This is a genomic window from Devosia sediminis, from assembly GCF_016411825.1.
Lineage (GTDB): Bacteria > Pseudomonadota > Alphaproteobacteria > Rhizobiales > Devosiaceae > Devosia > Devosia sediminis.
The window spans coordinates 77,107-96,223 of record NZ_JAEKMH010000006.1 but is presented as its reverse complement, the minus strand read 5'-3'; the positions used below and the strand labels follow the sequence as shown (position 1 = coordinate 96,223).

Genomic DNA, 19,117 nt, shown 5'->3' with positions numbered 1-19,117 from the left:
CGGCGCATCCGGCGCCGTCGTTCGAGGATGAATGTATGGGTGCCGGCCGCCCTTGCCTAGCGAGCCAATCACGACGGATTGGTGTCGATTGTTGAACGATCTCTCCTATCACAAATTCGCGTCACCTGTTCATTGTGACATGCGCATCGCAGCGTCATCCGCTATCAGTAGAACAAAGGATGAACACATGGTCTCGCTGAGTCTCACCCGAAAACTAGCCATTCTAGCCGATGCCGCCAAATATGATGCGTCCTGCGCCTCGAGCGGCAGCGAAAAACGCAATTCGGCCGGTACCGGGGGCATCGGCTCGACCGAGGGCAGCGGCATTTGCCATTCCTACGCGCCGGACGGACGCTGCATCAGCCTGCTCAAACTGCTGATGACCAATTTTTGCGTCTATGACTGCGTTTATTGCATCAACCGCTCCTCATCCAACGTGCAGCGGGCTCGGTTCTCTGTCGACGAGGTCGTCCGTCTCACACTCGACTTCTACCGGCGCAACTATATCGAGGGCCTATTCCTTTCTTCCGGTATCATCCGCTCGCCCGATTATACGATGGAGCAGATGGTGCTGGTGGCGCGGACGCTGCGCGAGACGCATCTTTTTGCCGGTTATATTCACCTCAAAGTCATTCCCAATGCCGCGCCCGAACTTCTGGTCGAAGCGGGGCGCTGGGCCGATCGACTCTCGACCAATATCGAACTGCCCACTGATGGCGCGCTCGAACAGTTCGCGCCGGAGAAGCGGCCGTCCGAAATCCGCACCGCCATGGCGCGTCTGCGCGGCAAGCTCGACGAGGCGACGCCCGAGGGCAAGACCAAGGCCAAGCCGGCGAAGTTCGCTCCCGCCGGGCAATCGACGCAGATGATCGTCGGAGCCGATGGCGCCAATGATGCAGCCATACTGACTCGCGCAGCCGGCCTTTATTCAGGCTATCGCCTCAAACGCGTCTACTATTCCGCCTTCTCGCCCATTCCCGACGCCAGTTCCCGCTTGCCGCTGAAGCCGCCGCCGCTGATGCGCGAGCACCGGCTCTACCAGGCCGACTGGCTGATCCGCTTTTACGGTTTCGACGTGCCCGAAATCGTCGCGGGCGGCGAAGAGGGGGATCTCGATCTTGCTATAGATCCAAAACTGGCCTGGGCGCTCAAGCACCGGCACGACTTTCCGATGGACGTCAACCGCGCTGACCGGGATCGGCTGCTGCGCATCCCGGGCCTCGGCATCAACGCCGTCGACCGCATCCTTGTCTCGCGCCGGCACCATCGCCTGACCCTGGCCGATGTGGCGCGCATGACCGCTTCGATCGACAAGGTGCGGCCCTTCATCGTCTGCGCCGATTGGACGCCCGGCACATCGCTCGACGATGCCAAGCTCCGGCAGAAGCTGGTTCCGACCCCCACCCAGTTGAGCCTTTTCTGATGCTCGCGGTTCGCCTCGAAAAGCCCAACAACCTCGACGAGTGGCGCGGCAAGGCTCGGCGCCTGCTGGTGGCCGGCATGCCGCCGAGCCAGGTCGTGTGGCGGACCGGAGCGGAGGAGAATGGTCTCTTCGAAGCCGGCGATGACATGCTGCCCTCGGCCGATGGACCGGTAGGGTCAGTGCCGCGCCAGTTCATGGAGGTCGCCACCTCCGTCATTCAGCATTCCAACCCGGATCGCTTCGCCATTCTCTATCGCGTGCTTTGGCGGCTGCAGTCGGATCCACATCTCTTCGCCAATGCGGGCGATAGGGATAACAGTCTGCTAGCAAATATGGCCTCTGCGGTGCGTCGCGACGCGCACAAATTGAAAGCTTTCGTTCGCTTCCGCTCGGTGCCGCGGGACGATGGCGAGGCCTTCCTGGCCTGGTTCGAACCCGATCACTACGTCCTTGAGGCCACCGCGCCCTTCTTCGTCCGGCGTTTCGACGGCATGCGCTGGGGCATTGTGACCCCCTATGCAAGTGCTTGGTGGGACATGGAAAATCTACGGTTCGGGCCTGGTGGCGCCAAGTCCGACGTGCCGGCAGCCGATGCCGTCGAGGATGACTGGAAGACCTATTACGCCTCGATCTTCAATCCGGCCCGCCTCAAGGTGGCGATGATGAAGAGCGAGATGCCGGTCAAATACTGGCGCAACCTGCCCGAGGCCGAGCTCATTGGTCCCCTGATCCGCAATGCGAAAGCAATGGAGCAGGAGATGATCGAACGCACCGCGACCCAGCCGCCGGCCCGCCATCTGCGGCAACAGGCACGTCAGCCGGAAATCGAGCAAAAGCATGAGCTTACCTCGCTCGCAGCAGCGCGCGAGGCGGTCCAGGACTGCCGCCGCTGTCCGCTCTACGAGCAGGCCACGCAGGCAGTCTTCGGCGAAGGTCCGGCCCAGGCCGAGGTCATGTTCGTAGGCGAACAGCCCGGCGACCAGGAGGATCTAGCCGGCAAGCCGTTTATCGGTCCGGCAGGGCAAGTGCTTGATGAAGCAATCGAAAAAGTCGGCATCGACCGTCGCCGCGTCTACGTGACCAATGCCGTCAAGCACTTCAAGTTCGAGCCGCGCGGCAAGCGGCGCATCCACCAGCGCCCCGATATGGGCGAGGTGCAGGCCTGCCGCTTCTGGCTCAATCTCGAACTGCAATTCGTTCAACCAAGGCTGGTCGTGGCGCTGGGGGCCACCGCCGCACAAAGCCTTCTGGGCAAGTCCAGCGTCACCATCAGCAAGCTGCGCGGCCAGCCCATGGAAATGGAGGACGGAGCAGTGCTGCTCGTCACCAATCATCCGTCCTATCTGCTGCGCATCCCGGATGCCGAGGGCCGGCAGCGCGAACGCGCAAAATTCGAGGCTGACCTCGCCCTGGCGCGGGACCTCCTGGCCGATCTGGAAAAGTCCGGCGCCCGACGCGGCAGCGCTTGACAGGACGGAGGGGGAAACCTTAGTAAGGCGCGCATCGGCACTGCCGACAGCCCTTGTGGGGCGGAGTAGCTCAGTTGGTTAGAGCAGCGGAATCATAATCCGTGTGTCGGGGGTTCAAATCCCTCCTCCGCTACCAAAATCCCAATACAATCAGTATCTTGATGCGACGCTAGCTGGCGTGCTGGTGCGCATTTAGGACTTTGCTGGCATTCTCTACATTTCCATGCTCGCTGCAGTCGTAGGGGGGTGCGTTGCCGGAAACGAAAAGGCAGCCGCCGTTTTGGGCGCAATCAAGAATGAGATTGCGTCGCCCGAGCAGTCGTGATTGCGCCCTAGCAAAATTTTCTCCATTTCAAAAAAGCGGCGCAAGCCTGGACCTTTTCAATCACGACTGAGTTGATAGGGTTTGTGCATCATTCACCGGGAGGTTCCGATGAAACGGACAGCCAAGATTGTTGCCTATACCGCCCTTGCCGCCTCGCTGGCATTGGGACTTGCCGTTACCACCTCCGCCCAGGCGCAGGACAATACGCTGATCAACGTCTCCTACGATCCGACGCGCGAGCTCTATCGCGAATTCAACGAAGCCTTCGTGGCGCATTGGCAGGAAACCAAGGGCGAGAGCGTCGCCATCCAGGTGACCCATGGCGGGTCCGGCTCGCAGGCCCGTACCGTCATCGACGGACTCGAGGCCGACGTCGTGACCCTGGCGCTGGAAAGCGACATCAACGCGATTTCCGATGCCAATCCCGACCTGATCCCGGCCGACTGGCGCGGCCAGCTCGAGAACAACAACGCGCCCTATACCTCGACCATCGTCTTCCTGGTGCGCAAGGGCAATCCCAAGAACCTCACCGACTGGGGCGACCTGATCGGCGAGGGCGTGGAAGTGATCACCCCCAATCCCAAGACCTCGGGCGGCGCCCGCTGGAACTTCCTGGCCGCCTGGGCCTGGGCTCGCGAGGCCAATGGCGGCGACGACGCGAAAGCGCAGGAATTCGTGACCGAGCTCTTCAAGCATGTGCCGGTGCTCGATACCGGTGCGCGCGGCTCGACCACGACCTTCGTGCAGCGTGGCATCGGTGACGTGCTGCTGGCCTGGGAAAACGAAGCTTACCTCGCCCTTGAGGAACTTGGACCCGATGCCTTCGACATCGTCACTCCGTCGCTGTCGATCCTGGCCGAACCGCCGGTGGCGCTGGTGCCGGGCAATGCCGAGCGCAAGGGCAATACCGAAGTCGCGCAGGCCTATCTCGACTACCTCTATTCCGATGTCGGGCAGGCTCTGGCCGCCAAGCACTATTACCGCCCCTTCAAGCCGGAACTGGCTGCTGCCGAGGACATTGCCCGCTTCGGCGAACTGAACCTCGTCACGATCGAGGATTTCGGCGGCTGGCGTGAAGCTCAGCCCAAGTATTTCGGCGACGGCGGCGTCTTCGACCAGATCTATTCGGGTCCGACCCAGTAAGCGACGATCACGCGGCCGGCTCCGGAGCCGGCCGCACCTGTTCTGCCCGCGGATCACCTTCTCGAGGAGCACGACATGGTTCACTTCCTTGGTATTTTTGGCCCTGACCGGTTCGCCCGCAGCAGCGGCCAGGAAGCGCCGAACAAGGCCAACTTCTTCGGTGGTCTGCCCGATGCGGCAATGGGTGCCGTTCCGATGACCCGTGCCGAGCAGGATGCCTGCTACCTCAGCGGCAAAGCGCCCCTCCCGCATGACGGCCTTGCGGACCCTCGCCGCGATGGGATGCCGGAGCGATGACCCGCCCCTTTCTCATCGTCCCCGGCCTCAACGGTTCGGGCGAGGACCACTGGCAGCAGCACTGGCTGGTCGACCATCCGGGCGCCATCCTCGTTGAGCAGGTAGGCTGGAGCAATCCGCAGGCGGGCCGCTGGCTGCACCGGCTCGAACAGGCCGTCATCGCTCATCCCGGCGCCGTGCTGGTCGCGCATAGCCTCGGCACCATCCTTGCGGCGCGGCTGGCGACCAGTTCCGTCGCCCCGCTGGTCGGTGGCGCTCTCCTCGTGGCTCCTGCCGATATCGAGCGCACCTCGGCGCTTCACGCCCGCACCTATGAATTCGGAACCCTGCCAATGTCGCCATTGCCGTTCCCGGCGCTGGTGGTTGGCAGTCGCGACGATATCTACATGAGCCTCGACAAGGCGCGCGCCCTTGCCACCGCCTGGGGTGCACCGCTGGTCGATCTGGGCCATGTCGGCCACATCAACGTGGCCAGCGGGTTCGGTCGCTGGCCAGGCGGCTACGAGTTGGCGCGCCAGATCGAGAATCAGGCAGCCAGATGGCAGCGCCCACGCCAGCAGCGGGCCAGCAGCGCGCAAGGCCTTGTCTAGGATGTCTATGGAAATTATACACTCTGCGCTGACGCCGGGGCCCCGCAACCTCTCCGGCAGGCAGGTTCTGCGCAATGCTCACAAAAAAAGGCAAGTACGGCCTCAAGGCGCTGGCGGCGCTCTCGCACCAGCCCCACGGGACGCTGATGGGCGTGGCCGAACTCGCCCAAGCCAATGCCATTCCCAAGAAGTTTCTCGACGCCATCCTGGCCGACCTGCGCAATGCCGGCTTCGTGCGCAGCAAGAAGGGCAAGCTCGGCGGCTACGGGCTGGCGCGGCCCCCGGCCGAGATCATGATCGGTCACGTGGTGCGCGTGCTCGATGGTCCCTTGGCGCCGATCCCCTGCGCCAGCCGCACGCGCTACGTGCCCTGCGACGATTGCGATGTGGCCACCTGTCAGGTGCGCCATCTGATGCTCGATGTGCGCAATGCCGTGGCCGAGGTGCTGGACAAGACCAGCCTGTCACAGATGGCTGCGCTAGGTGGCGCAGACATGCTGGAGCAGAAACTGCCCATCTGAGCGCAGCCATACCGCGGCGGCCGGAGGGCGCGGCATGAGTGGAAAATCCATCATCATCATCGGTGGCGGAGCCAGTGGCGTCTTGCTTGCCGCTCACCTCTTGCGCAGTGCGGACCCGGACCTCCGGGTGACGCTGATCGAGAAGCAGGGCCAGTTCGGCCAGGGCCTCGCCTATTCGGCCTTGCACCGCAATCACCGGGTCAACGTGCCAGCGCGCGGCATGAGCGCCTTTGCCGATGACCCCGACCACTTCTGGCGCTGGCTGGCCAGCCGCGAACCTGGCAAGCATGCCAGTTCCTGGACCTTCGTGCCGCGCCGCGTCTATGGCGCCTATCTCGAAAGCGTGTTGCGTGACGCCGGCGCCAGCATGCCCGGCCGGCTGCGCGTGCTGGTCGAGGAGGTCGAGGCGCTGCACGAAAGACCCGACGGCGTGGAGGTTCTGCTGGCCAACGGGTCGCGCCTCACGGCCGACCAGGCGGTCCTTGCCGTCGGCCACGAAACCCAACCGGCCCGCGGCAAGGGTCTTGCAGTGCGCGCCGGCTCGAGCCGGGACACGCCGCTGGATCCCGATGCACCGGTCATGATCCTGGGATCGGGCCTCAGCATGGTGGATGCCTGGGTGTCGCTTGCGGGCGGCCAGCATCGCGGGCCTATCATGGTCGTCTCGCGCAACGGGCTGGTGCCCCGCGGTCACCATGACGTGCCGCCGGTCAGCATCGATGCTGCCGATGTGCCTTTCGGGACGAGCCTGACTTACCTGACGGCCTGGTTTCGCGACCTTGTCGCCGACACGATCGCCCAGGGTGGGGACTGGCGCAGCGTGGTCGATGGGCTGCGCCCATACAACCAGCGGCTGTGGCAAAGCTGGCCAGAGCGGGAAAGGCGGCAATTCCTGCGCCATGTCCGCCCGTGGTGGAACATTCACCGCCATCGCCTGCCGCCCGACCTGCATCAGGGTCTGGTGGGAGCCATCGCAAACGGCCAGGTCGAGCTGGTGGCGGCCGAATTCGTCGGTATCGAAAGCCGCGACGGCGGTGTCCGCGCAACCATCAGACCGCGCGGCACCTCAGGCCGGCAGGTCGTGGACGTTGCGCGGGTCTATGATTGCGGTGGCGTCAGCGTCGATATCCGGGCCAGCGGCAATCCGGTCATACGTCAATTGGTCCAGAGCGGGGCCGCGCGGCCGGATGCCATGAGCATCGGCATGGATGTGAGCGAGGATTGCGCGCTGATTGCGGCCGATGGCAGCGTCTCGCAGCGGGTGCGTGTGGTTGGTCCGCTCACGCGAGGGCGCTTCTTCGAGATCGAAGCGGTGCCTGACATCCGCTTGCAATGCGCGTCTCTGGCCAAGGCACTCACCTAAGCCGTCGGGCGGGTCGATCTGCCGCAGTCGAGCCGGGCTCATTGGGCCTCCCGAGGTGGACAGCAGCGCCCCTCGTGTTTATGGCTTGGTCAGTGCAACGGTTGGGTGCTCCGCCATATCCCATGACTATCGCTGACCTTTACCCCCAGAACCGGATCTTTCTGAACGTCTCGGCGTCGAGCCGGGAGCAATTGTTCGACTACCTGTCCGATCGCGCCGCAGAACTGGGATTGGTCAATTCGCGCCTGTGCAACAGGGCGCTGCATATCCGCGAAGAGCTGGGATCGACCGGACTGGGCAATGGCATCGCCATTCCCCATGCGCGGATTGAGGGCCTCGACACGGTTGTGGGCCTCTTGGCCACTCTGGCGCGCCCAATTGATTTCGAGGCGGTGGATGGCGAGCCTGTCGATCTGGTGATGATGCTGCTCATGCCCGAGCAATCGGGCAGCGACCAGATCAAGGCACTGTCACGCATCGCCAAGATCGCGCGCGATGAGCCGACGGTGAATGCGATCCGTCGTGCCGTCTCGCCCCAGGAGGTTGCTGACCTCCTCGCGGACGCCGAGGAAGCCCTCTAGCGCCTCATTGATCCGATGGTTTGCCCAGTGCCGACGGCACCTCTGGGGACCCTTCAACGCGATCGCGATGCAGCGCGGCCCTCGCCAGCAGCATCAGTGTCACCGGGGTGGTGACGCTCACGAAAATGAAAATCAGCACTTCATGGGCGATGATCCGCCCCTCGCCCATGCTGGCGAGGATGGACGAGGCCAGGAGGACGCCGATCGCCCCGAAGCTGGTGCCGAGGGTCGGCATATGTATGCGTTGGTAGAAAGAGCGCGCGCGCACGAGGCCGACGGCGCCCACAAAGGTCAACGCGGCGCCGATCAGCACCGAGGCTGAAATCAGGATGGCCGCCCAAAGTGGCACGTCGTCGTAGTTCATTCGATAACCTCGCCGCGCATCAGGAACTTGGCCAGGGCGACCGTTCCCACGAAGCCCAGGAGACCGATCAGCAGAGCCACCTCGAAATAGATGACGGTGTTCGCCTGCATGCCAAAGGTGACGAGCAGCAGCATGGCGACGACATACATGGCGTCGAGGCTGAGCACCCGGTCCTGCGCCCGCGGGCCGACGACCAGCCGGCAGAGCGTGACCAGCATGGCGGCGCCGAGCAGCACTTGGGCTACGCTTATGCTCCAGAACAACATTGTTGCGCTCATCGGAAGATCTCCAGCAGCAGGACTTCGTAGCGTTGCTTGACGGTTTGCACCCACTCCTCGTCGTCGATCAGGTCCAGCACGTGAATGAGCACGCTGCTTTCGGCAGGACTGTATTCCAGCCAGGCGCTGCCCGGTGTGGCGGTGATGATGCAGGAGAGCACGGCCAGGCCCGCCGGATCCCTCAACTCCAACGGCATCTTGATGAAGCCCGCCGTGGTTTCGCGCCGGTCCCCGGCCAGGACGATGCGGCTGACGGCAATGTTGGAGCGGATGATGTCGACCGTCACCAGCGCGAAGAGCTTCAGCACGAGGCCGGGGCGCCGAATGATCGGACGGTGCGGCTGCAACTTGGCCATGGCCTGTGAGGCGGACCAGGCGACGGCGAAGCCCAGGAGGATGTGACCCAGCCCGGCGGATTGCTGCAGCAGGAGCCACATCAGGGTGAGGGCGATGGTGAGCAAGGGATAGGGGAAAATCCGGCTCATTGCGCGGTCTCCCGGGCGAGGGTGGCCGCGGCCTCAGGGCCCATGACCTCGAGGACATAAAGGCCCGGCACGTTCACCAGCGTCGCGGCGCCTTCCATATAGGCGAGGATCGGCGCAGGCAGGATGCCGATGGCGATGCAGAGCACCAGCAGCACCACGATGGGCGCCACTTCGCTGAGGCGGGCGGTGACCGCGCCAGGCTCCAGCGTGGCCCAGAAGATATTGATGCCGCTGCGCGCCATGGCGATCAGCACGGCCAGCCCGGAGACGATCAATGTGCCCATCAGCCACCACGCACTGGCGCCGGGCTCGACGCTGCCTTCCAGCACCGAGCTCAGAATGGCGAACTTGGCGAGGAAACCGGAGAGGGGCGGCAGGCCGGCCAGCAAGAGGCAGCAGATGCCGAAGCTGATGCCGAGAAAGGCGGTGCTGGCGGGAATGACGAGACCCGCTTCTTCGTGTTCGGGCTCGTTCTCGTCCTCGTCGCCTTCACCATATGCTTCCATGGTGACGGCCAGCACATCGGCGCCGACGATGCGGGAACGCTCGATGATTTCGATGAGGAGGAACAGCGCGGCGATCGCGAAAGTGGAGATGACGAGGTAGAACAGAGCCCCGCTCAGGACATTGACGCCGCCATAACCGATGGTCGCCAGCAGCGTTCCCGAGGAAACCAGCACCAGGTAGCTGGCGAGGCGCATGCTGGTCTGGGATGACAGTACCCCGATGGCGCCGAAGGCAAGCGTGACGATGCCGCCGATGAAGAGCACGGTGTGGTTGAAGCCGAGGACACCCTCGGCTTCGGCCGCGAAGAGCAGGTACGACAGGCGCAGCAGCGCGTAGACGCCCACCTTGGTCATGATGGCGAACATGGCAGCCACCGGTGCAGCCGCGACGGAATAGGCGCCGGGCAACCAGAAGCTGATGGGCCACATGCCCGCCTTGATGAGGAAAGTCAGGCCCAGGAGCCCGAGGCCCGCATCGAGCAGCGGCCGGTCGGCAGCCGCAATCTGGGGAATACGCACGACCAGATCGGCCATGTTCAGCGTGCCGGTTACGCCATAGATGAGCGCGGCGCTGATCAGGAACAGGAAGGACGCGACGAGGTTGACAGCGATGTAGTGCAGCGCCGCCTTGACCCGCGCCGTGCCGCTGCCATGCAGCAGCAGGCCATAGGAGGCCGCCAGCATGACCTCGAAGAAGACGAAGAGATTGAACAGGTCACCGGTCAGGAAGGCGCCGTTGAGGCCCATCAGCAGAAGCTGGAAAATGGCCGGGAAATGCGCGCCGGCCGTGTACCAGCGAGAGAGCGAGAAGGTGAGCGTCGCCATGCCAAGGATGCTGGTGACCAGCACCATCAGCGCTGAGAGCCGGTCGGCCACGAGGACGATGCCGAAGGGCATGGGCCAATTGCCCAAGGGATAGGACTTGATCAGCTCGGTGTCGGACGGCCCGACCTGGATCGTGGGCACGACAAGCAGCAGCGCCACGCCGACAAGCAGGGCGGTCGCGCCGAGGCTGATGCCGATCCTCAGCATGCGATAGCGATCGTCGATCAGGGTGACGAGGATGGCTGTCGCCAACGGCAGAAGGATCGGCAGGATAACGAGGTGGTCGGAGATGCCGGTCATGCTCAATCCCTCCCATCCACATGGTCGGTGCCGGTAAAGCCGCGGGCGGCCAGCATTACGACGAGGAACAGGGCGGTCATGGCAAAGCCGATGACGATGGCGGTCAGCACCAGGGCCTGCGGCACCGGATCGGTATAGGCGGAAGGGTCGGTGTTGCCGTGGGTGATGACGGGCGCGGCATCGATGCGGAGGCGCCCCATGCTGAAGATGAAGAGATTGACCGCGTAGGAGATCAGCGACAGGCCGATGATCACCTGGAAGGTGCGCGGTCGCAGGATCAGATAGACGCCTGAGGCGGTGAGTACGCCGATGGCGATGGCCAGGACGAGTTCCATCAGTTGGCTCCGCCGGTTTCGGCTTCCGCACTGCGGCGCGCCGCGCGCGATGCACGGGGCGCGCGCACCGACTGGTGGGCCAGGGCGATGAGGATCAAGACGGTGGAACCGACGACCAGAAGGAACACACCGAGGTCGAAGAGTAGGGCAGTCGCCAGCGGCACCCGGCCGATCCAGGGGATGTCGGCGTACTGGAAATAGGTGGTGAGGAAGGGATAGCCGAAGAGCCACGACCCGAGCCCGGTCAGCAGGGCAATGGCAAGGCCCGAGCCGATCCAGATGACCGGCAGGATCCGGAGGCGATCCTCGACCCAGCGGGTGCCGCCGGCCATATACTGCAGGATAAAGGCGATCGACATGGTCAGCCCGCCGACGAAGCCGCCGCCCGGCAGGTCGTGGCCGCGCATGAAGAGGTAGACCGCGACCACGATGATGACCGGGAACAGCCACTGCATGATCTGCGAGGGGACCAGCAGATAGGCGGCAATGGTATCGCCGGGATTGCGCTCCGGCGTATCCGTGTCGAAGGCGTTCTGCACCACCTGCTGCTGCGGCTTGCCGACGCTTTCCGATGCCGGCCGGAACCGGCGCAGCAGCGAGAAGACGATAAGCGCCACGACGCCGAGCACGGCGATCTCGCCAAAGGTGTCGAAGGCGCGGAAATCCACCAGCATGACATTGACGATATTGGTGCCGCCGCCTTGGCTGTAAGCGTTCTCGACGAAATAGCTCGAAATGCCATCGATGGCCGGACGGGTCATGACGAGATAGGCGGTGACGGCCAGCCCGAGCCCGGCCACGCCGGCAATGACCATGTCGCGATAGCGGCGGAAGCGATCGCGGACCTTCTGGTCCATGGTGACGTTTGGCAGGCGTTGCGGCAGCCAGCGCAGACCGAGGAGGATCAGAACCGTCGTGGCGATTTCCACCACGAGCTGGGTCAGCGCGAGGTCGGGGGCGGAGAACCAGACAAAGGTCATGCAGGTGACGAGGCCTGCGCCGCCGAGCAGGATCATTGCCGCGAAACGGTGAAACTTTGCCTGATAAGCGGCCGCGAGGGCACAGGCGCCGCCGACCAGCCAGATGAAGGCAAAGACCGGATCGAACGGCGTCGGCGGAGCTACCAGCGGATCGACGCGACCCCAGAGCGGCAGCACGCCCACCGCGACGGCGAGCGCCACGATGATCAGCAATTGCGGTTGCAGACGCCTTGTGCCGAAGATGCCGTTGAGCGCGCGGGCCCAGCGGCCGGTCACGGTCACCAGCACCATTTCGAAGATACGCTGCCCGCGGAAGCGATGCAGCAGCGGCGTGCCGTCGCGGTCGCCGTTCAGGTAGCGATAGAGCGCCACATAGAGCAGGGCGCCCCCGACCAGCGCAACGATGCTCATGACCAGCGGCAGGTTGAAGCCGTGCCAGATCGAGAGGCTGTAATAGGGAATGTCACCGTCGAGCACGCCGGCCACGGCCGTGGCGAGGTAGGGGCCGATGGTGATGCCGGGAATGATGCCGATGGCGAGGCAGATGAAGACGAGGAACTCAATCGGCCGCCGCATCAGCGCGGGCGGCTCGTGCGGGACCTTGTCCAGCTTGTCCGGCGGCGGGCCGAAGAACACGCCGTGCACGAAGCGCAGCGAATAGGCGACGCTGAACATGCCGGCAATGGTCGCGCCGATCGGCAGCGCCAGGTTGACGAACATGTTTGGGTCGAATTCGGCCGTCTCGGTGAAGAACATTTCCTTGGAGAGGAAACCATTGAGCAGCGGCACGCCGGCCATGGCGGCGCTGGCGATCACGGCCAGCGTGGCGGTGAAGGGCATCAGGCGGTAGAGGCCACTCAGACGCCTGATGTCGCGGGTGCCGGTTTCGTGGTCAATGATGCCGGCTGCCATGAACAGCGAGGCCTTGAAGGCGGCATGATTGGCGATGTGGAAGATCGCTGCCACCAGCGCCAGTTGCGTGCCCATGCCCAAAAGCGTGGTGATGAGCCCGAGATGGCTGATGGTGGAATAGGCGAGGAGACCCTTGAGGTCGCGCTGGAAGAGGGCGGCATAGGCGCCGATGACCAGGGTGATGAGGCCCGAAAAGGTCACGATCCAGAACCAGCCATCGGTCCCCGACATGACGGGCCAGAAGCGCACCAGAAGGAACACGCCCGCCTTCACCATGGTGGCGGAATGGAGGTAGGCCGAGACCGGCGTCGGGGCCGCCATGGCATGGGGCAGCCAGAACTGGAACGGGAATTGTGCGCTCTTGGTCATGGCCCCGAGCAGCACCAGGATCAGGGCCACGGTGTAGAGGGGGTGGTTGCGGATGGTGTCGCCCGAAGCGAGCACCACGTCGAGGTCGTAGCTGCCGACGATATGACCGATGACCAGGAGGCCGGCAAACAGCGCCAGCCCGCCGGTGGCGGTCACGATCAGCGCCATGCGCGCGCCGTCGCGCGCATCCCCGCGATGATACCAATAGCCGATCAAAAGGAAGGAAATGAGGCTGGTCAGCTCCCAGAAGATCGCAAGCTGGATGATGTTGCCCGATGTGACCAGGCCCAGCATGGCGCCCATGAAAGCCAGCAGAAAGGCGAAGAAGCGCGGCACCGGATCCTTGGGTGACATGTAGTAGCGTGTATAGAGCACCACCAGGAAGCCGATCCCGGTGATCAGTACGCAGAACAGCCAGGCAAAGCCGTCGATCCGGAAAACGAGGTTGAGGCCCAGCGACGGCAACCACTCGATTTCGGAACGTACCACGCCGCCATCCACGACCTGCGGATAGAGCGACAGGGCGATTGCTAGGAGGGCGAGGGACAAGGTGCCTGAAAGCCAGGCCTCGGCATTGCGGGCGTTTGAGGGAAAACTCGCAGCGACAAGGGCCGTGAGGAAGGGAGCAGCAACGATGACAATCAGCAAGAGTGATACTGGCATTGTTGCTTAGGAGTCTCCCCGTGAATCACCCAGGCAAACAGAACCAGGCATGCTGGCATTAGTGAGTGCAAGCCTTCCGCAGATCAAGCCTTGTAGATGTCGCAGGCGCCGGGAAGTTGCCCGTTTTTGTCATGGAGCGGAAGGCTGGGCACCCTGCCGGGCGGGAGCGCACGGTGCCAGGTGGCAGGAGTGCATCTCAGCCGGCGCTAGCGAAAACGCCGAAAAATACTCGCTGAGCGACTGACGTCTCCGGCCTTATGTCAACCGATGATCCTGAGGGCGGTCTTGCTGTCGAACAGATGAATATGCCCGGGTTCAGCGCTGATGCGGATTATGTCGCCCGGCACGCAGGCGAGGCGGTCGCGGAAGGTGCCGACGATTTCGGTTTCGCCGAGACGGGCGAGGATATGGGTTTCCGCGCCGGTCGGCTCGGTGGTGACGATCTCGACCGGGAAGCCTGCCGGATCGAGCCGCAAATGCTCGGGACGAATGCCGATCGTCACCGGGCCGGACGCAGCCGACGCTGGGCCGCTTGCCAGCGCGATGACGGTGCCGCCGTCAGCCGTGAACCGGCCACCGTCCAACGTGCCGGAAATGAAGTTCATGCTCGGCGAGCCGATGAAACCGGCGACGAACTGGTTGGCCGGTTGGTCGTAAAGCTCGAGCGGTGTGCCGATCTGCTCGATATTACCATCGCGCATCACCACGATGCGATCCGCCATGGTCATGGCTTCAATCTGGTCATGCGTCACGTAGACGGTGGTTGTTCCGATCCGCTGGTGAAGCTGCTTGATTTCGGACCGCATCTGCACGCGCAACTTGGCGTCGAGATTGGACAACGGTTCGTCGAACAGGAAGGCCGAGGGGCTGCGCACGATGGCTCGCCCCATGGCGACGCGCTGCCGCTGCCCGCCGGACAGGTTGCGCGGATAGCGCCCGAGATACGAGGTCAGCCCCAGAATAGTGGCGGCACCGGCAACCCGCTGTTTCACCTCCGCTGCCGAAACGCCCTGCAGCTTGAGCGAAAACCCCATATTCTGCTCGACCGTCATATGCGGGTAGAGCGCGTAGGACTGAAACACCATGGCGATGTCCCGGTCCTTGGGGGCGAGCCTGTTGACGACACGGCCGCCGATGGAGATCTCGCCGGCCGTGATGTCTTCCAGCCCGGCAATCATGCGCAGCAGCGTTGACTTGCCGCATCCAGAGGGTCCCACGAGGACGACGAATTCTCCATCGGCGATGTCGATGGAGACGCCGTGAAGGATTTCCACACTGCCGTAGGCCTTGCGCACATTGCTGATGGTGACTGCGCCCATGATCCTGTCTCCCTGTTCGGTTCAGGCGGCCCGGGCCGCCAGTTTGGCGAAAAAATCCTGGAATATCGGATCGCGGCGCACGAAGGTTACGTAACGCATCAGGTGACGCGAGCGATCGACACTGTAGGTCGTGTCCTGCGTCATGATCGGAGTGGGAACCAGCACGCTGGGCGCCCAGGCGGGGTCGAGCAGCCACCCGACCGGCGCCATGTCCCAGATTTCCTTGGACCAGCCCACGCCATTGCCGGTGACGTATTCCTTGAAGCGCATGGCCAGGAAGCGCCCGATCTCGCCGTGTGGCTCCACATGGTTCTCAATTTCCGGGATCGTGCTGTGCAGATGCGACACAGAGCCCATGCAGGGCACCAACACCAGCGGCACCCCTGAATCGTAGAGCACCTGGACCCCGCCCACATCCTGCCTGAGGTTGAATTCCTGCTGGTCGGGCCAATCGAGCGCATGCCCGCCCAGCCAGATCACCACCATCTTGTCGGCAATGTCGGGGGCCTGGATCAGCGCCGAGGCGACATTGCTGATGGCGGCGATGGCGATGACGTAAAGCGGATCATCGGACGACCCGCTTCGGGCCCGGGCGATCAGATCGTCCACCGCCGCGGCCCGCTGCGCTGTCTTACCGGGGCCGACATAGTCGGTGACGCCACGGTGCACGAGACCGTCGGGCTTGACGTCCAGCCGGTCGAGCAGCCTCAGCACTTCCTGGTAGGAGAGTTCCATGCCCTCGCCGGGGCTGCCGCAACGATCGTTATGAAACGGCGCGGCATAGATCGCCTGGAGGTCGAAGCGCTCGGGCGAAAGCAGCATCTGCACCAGGGCGAACTGATCATCGATCTCGTTATAGGTGTCGGTATCGAGCACGCAACGCAGGCGTCCAGCGGGCGGGACGAGCATCTTCAGGCGCGTCGCCTCCGAGAGCGGCATGGGAGTTGGATGGTACAAGGTCACTCCTTGCTGCCCGTGGCAGCAACTGAATTGGTGAAATACTGCTGGAAGAAGACGAAGATCAGCATCGGGATCAGCGACAGGAACATGGCGCCAGCAAAGATCAGGCCGAAGCTGACATTGTAGGCGCTGGAGAATTGGGCCAGCGCTACGGCGGCCACCTTCATGTCATTGGATGGCGCGATCAGCAGCGGCCAGAGATAGGCCTGCCACTGGAAGATGAACATGATGAGCGCCGCGCTGATCAGCGCTGGCTTGGAGAGGGGCAGATAGATGTTCCAGAAGATCTGGAACCAGCCCATGCCATCCACCATCGCCGCTTCGCGCAGGTCCTTGGGGATGCCCTGGAAGAACTGGCGCAGCAGGAAGATGGCAAGCCCGTTGCCGATGCCCGGCAGGATCAGGCCGGCATAGCTGTTCTGCAGGTTGAAGCCGCGCATGATCGAGTAGAGCGGCACGGCAATGGCGTCGAAGGGGATGAGGAAGCTCACGATCATGGCGGTGAAGATCGCCGACCGTCCGGGGAAATCGATGACGGCCAGGGCGAAGGCGGCCGGCGCGCAGACCATGAGGCCGGCGATTACCGTCACCAGCGCCACGACCAGCGAATTGGCGATGGCCCTCGAAAAGGAGCCACTCCAGAGCTCGGTGATGTTCTCGAAAGTCAGCCGGTTGGGCAGCAGCGTCCAGGGCCCGAATGGATTAAGATAGCGGAAGATGTCTTCCTCGGGCCGCAGGGCAGAAATGGTCAGCCAATAGAGCGGCAGCAGGAAGGTGAGCGCGATGGCGGCGATCACCACCATCTGCAGCGCCCTTCGCGGCGTGATGGTCTCTCTCATCGCTCGCTCCTCTCGCCCATCAGGCGGAACTGCACCAGCACGATGGCGAGCACCAGCGCGACGAGCACGACAGTGGCGGCGCCGGCCGAGCCCGGATCGCCGTTGACGAAGGCATTGGTGTAGATTTGGTTCATGATCAGGTCGGTCGACCCCTGGGGACCACCGCGGGTCAGGATGTTGACCGGGGCGAAGACCAGGAAGTTTGCTACCGTGTCTGCCACCAGCACGAACGTCAGCGGCCGGCGCATCTGCGGCAAGGTCCGTACCAGAACTTCTGCCAGCCATTGGCGCCGTCGATCGTGGCGGCCTCGTAGAGCGATTTGGGAATGTCCTGGAGACCGGCGATCAGCATGGTCATCCAGTAGCCAACGCCGATCCAGCTCACGACCACCATGATCGACCACAGCGCCTGCTCGGGCGAGGTGACGAAGCGCTGCGGCTCGATACCGAAAACGGCAAGCAAGCTGTTGAGCAATCCGTCGGGACGGTAGATCACCGCCCAGATCACTGCCGAAACGCTCTGCGGAATTGCCACCGGCAACAGGATGGCGGTGCGCCAGAACCCGGTCATCGGCAGCTTGTTGTTGAGCAGGATGGCAAGCGCCAGGGCGATGGCGATCTGCAGCGGATTGACGAAGAACGAGAAGAGCAGCGTCACCCAGACCGAGTTCTGAAACAGCGGGTCGGTAAAGATATAGATGTAGTTCTCAAGGCTGTAGCTCGTGGCGCGCGGCGCCAGCAGCGACTGATGCACGGCGATGACGGTGGGCCACAGGCGCAGCAGCATGACGCAAAGGATCGCCGGCATCAGGAACGCCATGGCGACGCGGAAGTTGGACCAAGGGGACATGGACGATCCTGGAGAAGGGGAGGCGGCCGGGACGATAGCGTCCCGGCCGAGGCAAGCCTACTGAATGCGGCGGAGCTGGGATTCGAGCTGCTGCTGGGCCTGCTGCAGGGTCGGCTCGACCGCTGCACCATTGCGAATGTCCGAGAAGGCGCGGTTGAGTACGGTCTCGAAGGCGACATAGCCGATCGAGCGCGGACGCGGCACCGGCGTATTGGCCAGTTCGTAGGTCATGATCTTCTTGAGGTCATCGCCCACTTCCGGGTTCTCGCCGGCCAGCCAGTCGATGTAGGGGCCATAGGCCTCGCTGTTGACGGGGATATTCGGGATGCCCTGCAGCACCAGGCCCACACCCTCGGGATCGAGCGTGATGAACTCGGCGAACTTTAGCGCCGCTTCAGGATTGGCGGCATGCGGGCTGATCGCCACGGCCCAGGAATCGGTCGGCGTCTGCGGCTCGCCGCCGTCCCAATAGGGAATGGGCGCGAGGCCGAAGTTGACATCCTCGGCGGCGGCAAAATCCTGCAGGCGCCATGGACCGGTGACGTAGAACACGGTTTCGCCGCTGGTGAAAACGGACGGCATCTGGTCCGGGGCAATGCCACGCGGCGCCAAGCCTTCGTCGAACAGCGAAGCGTAGAACTCACCGGCCTCGATCCAGGCCGCGTTGATCACATCAGGGGTCAGGTTGTCGTCACCGGTCAGCCCGGTACCGCCACCATTGCCCTGGAAGAGCGGCTGCAACTGGTAGTAGCGGTCGATCTGCTCGAGCACGAGGCCGTATTTGGCGTCCGATCCCTCGATCACCTGCCGGGCGAGCGCAATGACCTCGTCATAGGTCATGCGCTCCATTTCCTCGGAGGAGGGGTAGGGGAGGCCGGCCCCGTCGAAAAGGTCCTTGTTGTAGTACATCAACTGGGTCGAGGTCCAAAGCCGCAGCGCATAGAGCGTGTCGTTGTATTCGAGCACGGACTGGGCCGCTTCGCTGGCGACGGCTTCCACCGCCTCGCGCCGGTCGCTGATGTCGCGCAACTGTCCGTTGCGCGCCATGGCAGGAACACGCGGCGTATCGACCAGGAACAGGTCCAGCGAACTGTCCTGGCTGCCAATGCGCGACTCGATGGTCGGCACCATGCTGTCGAACGGCACAGTCTCGAAATTGACCTTGATGTCGGGGTTCTCGGCCTCGAAGCGCTCGATGGCGGCATCGAAGCTGCCCTCGGCCTCGGCCGTGAGGAAATTGATGGTCACCGGCTGCGCCATCACGACGCTGGCGGTCGATACGAGGAACACGGCGGTGAGTCCCGCCATGATGTTCGACTTCATAGAAAGCACTTTGGTCTCCTCCCAAACGGAGCAATCTGCACCCGTGTGCAGAAATTGTTTCATTCTTTTGTCAATGTCAATGGGTGCTGAAAATGCC

At 63.6% G+C, this 19,117-nt stretch carries 20 protein-coding genes and 1 tRNA gene; 9 read left to right on the top strand and 12 right to left on the bottom strand.

Translation table 11 applies throughout. The features are described from left to right. Nucleotides 1-187: 187 nt before the first annotated feature. The 9 genes from JEQ47_RS19645 (at nt 188) to JEQ47_RS19605 (ending at nt 7,712) form a co-directional block, all read left to right on the top strand. Nucleotides 188-1,423 (top strand): putative DNA modification/repair radical SAM protein, encoded by a 1,236-nt coding sequence (locus tag JEQ47_RS19645; protein WP_198878143.1) that lies wholly within the window; start codon nt 188-190, stop codon nt 1,421-1,423. Beyond that, nucleotides 1,423-2,892: a UdgX family uracil-DNA binding protein gene (locus JEQ47_RS19640; protein WP_198878142.1), complete on the top strand. Its 1,470-nt coding sequence runs from the start codon at nt 1,423-1,425 to the stop codon at nt 2,890-2,892. The genes JEQ47_RS19645 and JEQ47_RS19640 overlap by 1 nt, the downstream gene beginning before the upstream one ends. A gap of 59 nt (nt 2,893-2,951) precedes the next feature. Continuing rightward, nucleotides 2,952-3,028 (top strand) — tRNA-Met (locus JEQ47_RS19635). 297 nt (nt 3,029-3,325) lie between these two features. Beyond that, nucleotides 3,326-4,360 carry a sulfate ABC transporter substrate-binding protein gene (locus tag JEQ47_RS19630; protein ID WP_198878141.1) on the top strand — a complete coding sequence of 345 codons (1,035 nt, stop codon included), beginning with the start codon at nt 3,326-3,328 and terminating at the stop codon, nt 4,358-4,360. 75 nt (nt 4,361-4,435) lie between these two features. Beyond that, nucleotides 4,436-4,657, top strand: coding sequence for a hypothetical protein (locus tag JEQ47_RS19625; protein WP_198878140.1), 222 nt, complete (start codon nt 4,436-4,438; stop codon nt 4,655-4,657). Next, nucleotides 4,654-5,247 (top strand): RBBP9/YdeN family alpha/beta hydrolase, encoded by a 594-nt coding sequence (locus JEQ47_RS19620; protein WP_198878139.1) that lies wholly within the window; start codon nt 4,654-4,656, stop codon nt 5,245-5,247. Before JEQ47_RS19625 ends, JEQ47_RS19620 begins: the two co-directional genes overlap by 4 nt. Before the next feature lie 74 nt (nt 5,248-5,321). Further along, entirely contained in the window at nt 5,322-5,768 is a 447-nt protein-coding gene (locus tag JEQ47_RS19615) for an RrF2 family transcriptional regulator (protein ID WP_198878138.1), read from the top strand. Nucleotides 5,769-5,802: 34 nt separating this feature from the next. Beyond that, nucleotides 5,803-7,131, top strand: a complete 1,329-nt coding sequence (locus tag JEQ47_RS19610) for an FAD/NAD(P)-binding protein (protein WP_198878137.1) — start codon at nt 5,803-5,805, stop codon at nt 7,129-7,131. A gap of 122 nt (nt 7,132-7,253) precedes the next feature. Beyond that, entirely contained in the window at nt 7,254-7,712 is a 459-nt protein-coding gene (locus tag JEQ47_RS19605) for a PTS sugar transporter subunit IIA (protein ID WP_198878136.1), read from the top strand. Between the two features lie 4 nt (nt 7,713-7,716). Here JEQ47_RS19605 and mnhG read toward each other — a convergent pair whose 3' ends face one another. The 12 genes from mnhG to JEQ47_RS19545 form a co-directional block, all read right to left on the bottom strand. Beyond that, nucleotides 7,717-8,076, bottom strand: a complete 360-nt coding sequence (mnhG, locus tag JEQ47_RS19600; protein WP_198878135.1) for a monovalent cation/H(+) antiporter subunit G — start codon at nt 8,074-8,076, stop codon at nt 7,717-7,719. Next, entirely contained in the window at nt 8,073-8,354 is a 282-nt protein-coding gene (locus tag JEQ47_RS19595) for a K+/H+ antiporter subunit F (protein ID WP_198878134.1), read from the bottom strand. The genes mnhG and JEQ47_RS19595 overlap by 4 nt, the downstream gene beginning before the upstream one ends. After that, nucleotides 8,351-8,839: a Na+/H+ antiporter subunit E gene (locus JEQ47_RS19590; RefSeq protein WP_198878133.1), complete on the bottom strand. Its 489-nt coding sequence runs from the start codon at nt 8,837-8,839 to the stop codon at nt 8,351-8,353. The genes JEQ47_RS19595 and JEQ47_RS19590 overlap by 4 nt, the downstream gene beginning before the upstream one ends. Then, nucleotides 8,836-10,470: a monovalent cation/H+ antiporter subunit D gene (locus JEQ47_RS19585; protein ID WP_198878132.1), complete on the bottom strand. Its 1,635-nt coding sequence runs from the start codon at nt 10,468-10,470 to the stop codon at nt 8,836-8,838. Before JEQ47_RS19585 ends, JEQ47_RS19590 begins: the two co-directional genes overlap by 4 nt. 2 nt (nt 10,471-10,472) lie before the next feature. Then, on the bottom strand, nt 10,473-10,805 hold the full coding sequence (locus JEQ47_RS19580; RefSeq protein WP_198878131.1) for a Na+/H+ antiporter subunit C: 333 nt from the start codon (nt 10,803-10,805) through the stop codon (nt 10,473-10,475). Further along, nucleotides 10,805-13,729, bottom strand: a complete 2,925-nt coding sequence (locus JEQ47_RS19575; protein WP_198878130.1) for a monovalent cation/H+ antiporter subunit A — start codon at nt 13,727-13,729, stop codon at nt 10,805-10,807. The genes JEQ47_RS19580 and JEQ47_RS19575 overlap by 1 nt, the downstream gene beginning before the upstream one ends. Before the next feature lie 260 nt (nt 13,730-13,989). Further along, nucleotides 13,990-15,048 (bottom strand): ABC transporter ATP-binding protein, encoded by a 1,059-nt coding sequence (locus tag JEQ47_RS19570; protein WP_198878129.1) that lies wholly within the window; start codon nt 15,046-15,048, stop codon nt 13,990-13,992. 21 nt (nt 15,049-15,069) lie between these two features. Then, the gene (locus JEQ47_RS19565; RefSeq protein WP_236020999.1) at nt 15,070-16,005 is read right to left on the bottom strand and encodes a nucleoside hydrolase; all 936 of its coding nucleotides are present in this window, start codon (nt 16,003-16,005) and stop codon (nt 15,070-15,072) included. 2 nt (nt 16,006-16,007) lie between these two features. Beyond that, nucleotides 16,008-16,847, bottom strand: a complete 840-nt coding sequence (locus tag JEQ47_RS19560; RefSeq protein WP_198878128.1) for a carbohydrate ABC transporter permease — start codon at nt 16,845-16,847, stop codon at nt 16,008-16,010. Beyond that, on the bottom strand, nt 16,844-17,095 hold the full coding sequence (locus JEQ47_RS19555) for an ABC transporter permease family protein (RefSeq protein ID WP_198878127.1): 252 nt from the start codon (nt 17,093-17,095) through the stop codon (nt 16,844-16,846). The genes JEQ47_RS19560 and JEQ47_RS19555 overlap by 4 nt, the downstream gene beginning before the upstream one ends. Continuing rightward, entirely contained in the window at nt 17,080-17,697 is a 618-nt protein-coding gene (locus JEQ47_RS19550) for a carbohydrate ABC transporter permease (protein ID WP_198878126.1), read from the bottom strand. The genes JEQ47_RS19555 and JEQ47_RS19550 overlap by 16 nt, the downstream gene beginning before the upstream one ends. A gap of 57 nt (nt 17,698-17,754) precedes the next feature. Continuing rightward, nucleotides 17,755-19,020, bottom strand: coding sequence for an ABC transporter substrate-binding protein (locus JEQ47_RS19545; protein WP_236021010.1), 1,266 nt, complete (start codon nt 19,018-19,020; stop codon nt 17,755-17,757). Nucleotides 19,021-19,117 lie beyond the last annotated feature (97 nt).

Coding starts and splice junctions, on each gene's coding strand:
- JEQ47_RS19545 (WP_236021010.1), bottom strand. CDS start 19,020: ATGAAGTCGAACATCATGGCGGGACTCACCGCCGTGTTCCTCGTATCG.
- JEQ47_RS19580 (WP_198878131.1), bottom strand. CDS start 10,805: ATGGAACTCGTCCTGGCCATCGCCATCGGCGTACTCACCGCCTCAGGC.
- JEQ47_RS19620 (WP_198878139.1), top strand. CDS start 4,654: ATGACCCGCCCCTTTCTCATCGTCCCCGGCCTCAACGGTTCGGGCGAG.
- JEQ47_RS19560 (WP_198878128.1), bottom strand. CDS start 16,847: ATGAGAGAGACCATCACGCCGCGAAGGGCGCTGCAGATGGTGGTGATC.
- JEQ47_RS19570 (WP_198878129.1), bottom strand. CDS start 15,048: ATGGGCGCAGTCACCATCAGCAATGTGCGCAAGGCCTACGGCAGTGTG.
- JEQ47_RS19555 (WP_198878127.1), bottom strand. CDS start 17,095: ATGCGCCGGCCGCTGACGTTCGTGCTGGTGGCAGACACGGTAGCAAAC.
- JEQ47_RS19610 (WP_198878137.1), top strand. CDS start 5,803: ATGAGTGGAAAATCCATCATCATCATCGGTGGCGGAGCCAGTGGCGTC.
- JEQ47_RS19590 (WP_198878133.1), bottom strand. CDS start 8,839: ATGAGCCGGATTTTCCCCTATCCCTTGCTCACCATCGCCCTCACCCTG.
- JEQ47_RS19595 (WP_198878134.1), bottom strand. CDS start 8,354: ATGAGCGCAACAATGTTGTTCTGGAGCATAAGCGTAGCCCAAGTGCTG.
- JEQ47_RS19630 (WP_198878141.1), top strand. CDS start 3,326: ATGAAACGGACAGCCAAGATTGTTGCCTATACCGCCCTTGCCGCCTCG.
- JEQ47_RS19575 (WP_198878130.1), bottom strand. CDS start 13,729: ATGCCAGTATCACTCTTGCTGATTGTCATCGTTGCTGCTCCCTTCCTC.
- JEQ47_RS19640 (WP_198878142.1), top strand. CDS start 1,423: ATGCTCGCGGTTCGCCTCGAAAAGCCCAACAACCTCGACGAGTGGCGC.
- JEQ47_RS19605 (WP_198878136.1), top strand. CDS start 7,254: ATGACTATCGCTGACCTTTACCCCCAGAACCGGATCTTTCTGAACGTC.
- JEQ47_RS19615 (WP_198878138.1), top strand. CDS start 5,322: ATGCTCACAAAAAAAGGCAAGTACGGCCTCAAGGCGCTGGCGGCGCTC.
- JEQ47_RS19645 (WP_198878143.1), top strand. CDS start 188: ATGGTCTCGCTGAGTCTCACCCGAAAACTAGCCATTCTAGCCGATGCC.
- mnhG (WP_198878135.1), bottom strand. CDS start 8,076: ATGAACTACGACGACGTGCCACTTTGGGCGGCCATCCTGATTTCAGCC.
- JEQ47_RS19550 (WP_198878126.1), bottom strand. CDS start 17,697: ATGTCCCCTTGGTCCAACTTCCGCGTCGCCATGGCGTTCCTGATGCCG.
- JEQ47_RS19585 (WP_198878132.1), bottom strand. CDS start 10,470: ATGACCGGCATCTCCGACCACCTCGTTATCCTGCCGATCCTTCTGCCG.
- JEQ47_RS19625 (WP_198878140.1), top strand. CDS start 4,436: ATGGTTCACTTCCTTGGTATTTTTGGCCCTGACCGGTTCGCCCGCAGC.